Genomic DNA, 1720 nt, shown 5'->3' with positions numbered 1-1720 from the left:
TTCAACCCTGGGGTATCTCACCCCGGTTGAATACGAGCGACGTCGCTTAGTGCTGAGTGCATAACCCGCTGTCCACGGAGAGCGGGACAGACCATGGTTACCTGATCGAGAAAGACCGGGTTTATGTAGAGCGCGGTGTCTCTGGCAAGGTACACGCTCTGCAACGGGAGCAATTCGCTAAGCTGACAGAGCGTATGGACTCTGGGGACTCGCTTGTTGTCACCAAGCTGGATCGGCTTGGCCGAGACATGCTGGATGTGATCGCCACTATCCGTGATCTCACAGACCGTGGTGTTTCAATCTCAATCCTCGGCCTCGGTACACTGGATGGCTCACCTCAGGCCAAGCTGACTCTGGCGTTACTGGCTGCGATCAGTGAATACGAGCGCGATCTCATCAGCGAGAGGACAAAGGCCAAACTGGCGAAGCTCAAGGCAGATGGTGTGAGGCTGGGCCGCCCGTTGAAAACGACTGATGAGGAATTGCGACAAAAGGCAGAAAGCCTCTTCGCTCAGAACATGAGCTGGCGCAAGGTGGCAGCAGAGCTTGGCATTGCCCTCTCAACCCTTCAGCGCATGATGCGGGTTTCTGCCTGAAAAACAATCAACCCATCCCATAGGTGGTAGCCGATCCATTTGATTCCGTCACCCATCTTCCCGAGGATTTTGGAACACCATAGGGAAGAATCGGGTAGGTCGATTTTCCCGCACCATAGGACAAAGCTCAATTCATACCATCCATAGGGATGACGCCACGAAGCCGCCTGTCCACATGAACTGACAGCATCACTGCTGTCGCTTTCGCCAAACCAAGATAGACCTCCGCAGGGGAAGCCCTCCGTGGGTCTTGTCGTTTCTGCATGAGGTATTCAATGGAGAATCTAAAATACGTCTTCCGCAACTTCTCTCTCCCTGTGCCGACCTTCGACCATCTGAAGCAATTTCAGCGAGAGTACGAACGCCAGCACAACGCGAAGCTGACCAACAGCCAGGCATTGGCCATCATCCTCGATGAACACAAGAAGTCTCAGGAGGTGAGCTAGTGAGTGCAACTCGCAAGAAGTCTGATCGTTTTGCTTGGTTCGCTATGGACGCAGGTGCATTCCTCGCAGAGACCACAGGACTGTCAGCTGCTCATGTGGGCGTCTACATCCGGTTGATGAATCTCTACTGGGCGCTTGGGGGTAAGCTGCCAGAGGACATGAAATTACTGAGGCGACGAATCGGGGTAACTACCGACGCTGAAGAGTGTGCGCTTCAGGAAATCATGGACGAGTTCTTTCCGAGTGGTCGCCATGAGTATCTCGACTCTTACCGTGCTGAGGTGGAGGCAAACAGCCGGATGCAGTCTGAGAAGGCTTTGCGTCGCCACAGGAAGGAATCCCTGCCATCCGCCAATCAGGCAAAGCCTCCGGTGGACGACTTCGATACTGCGGATTTCTAATCGCCTGTCTCATCTTGCTCTGCCGTAGTTCTGCCGGTGCAGTGCAGCGGCAATGCAACTGCTATGCGAAAGAGAGATAGATAGACAGAAAAAAAGAAAGACAGGGCGGTTTCAAGAGCTAAGTGCAACACCAACCAATTAAAGGTTAAGTTGTTGCATGCAAAGAACTTATGAGCACCTCAGTGCCGAAGAACGCGGGTTCATCATGGCAATGAAACAGCAGGGAGAGAGTGCCAGGGCCATTGCAAAGGCATTGCACCGGGCTCCCAGCACGATT

The 1720-nt window shown here is 53.5% G+C and carries 4 protein-coding genes; all 4 read left to right on the top strand.

Annotation, left to right across the window (positions count from 1 at the left end; all coding sequences use genetic code 11):
* Positions 1 to 56 precede the first annotated feature (56 nt).
* Positions 57 to 596, top strand: coding sequence for a recombinase family protein (locus tag DFR38_RS20755; protein WP_059287653.1), 540 nt, complete (start codon positions 57 to 59; stop codon positions 594 to 596).
* A gap of 275 nt (positions 597 to 871) precedes the next feature.
* Entirely contained in the window at positions 872 to 1042 is a 171-nt protein-coding gene (locus tag DFR38_RS21340; RefSeq protein WP_158527785.1) for a hypothetical protein, read from the top strand.
* Positions 1042 to 1443 (top strand): DUF1376 domain-containing protein, encoded by a 402-nt coding sequence (locus DFR38_RS20750; RefSeq protein ID WP_059287652.1) that lies wholly within the window; start codon positions 1042 to 1044, stop codon positions 1441 to 1443. The genes DFR38_RS21340 and DFR38_RS20750 overlap by 1 nt, the downstream gene beginning before the upstream one ends.
* A gap of 157 nt (positions 1444 to 1600) precedes the next feature.
* On the top strand, positions 1601 to 1720 hold a 120-nt coding region (locus DFR38_RS21970), incomplete at its 3' end, for a helix-turn-helix domain-containing protein (protein ID WP_146215901.1).

Origin of the sequence: Aquitalea magnusonii, assembly GCF_003202035.1 — a bacterium.
GTDB classification, from domain to species: domain Bacteria; phylum Pseudomonadota; class Gammaproteobacteria; order Burkholderiales; family Chromobacteriaceae; genus Aquitalea; species Aquitalea magnusonii.
Note: the sequence above shows the minus strand (reverse complement) of the source record. Positions and strands in the feature narration are given on the sequence as shown.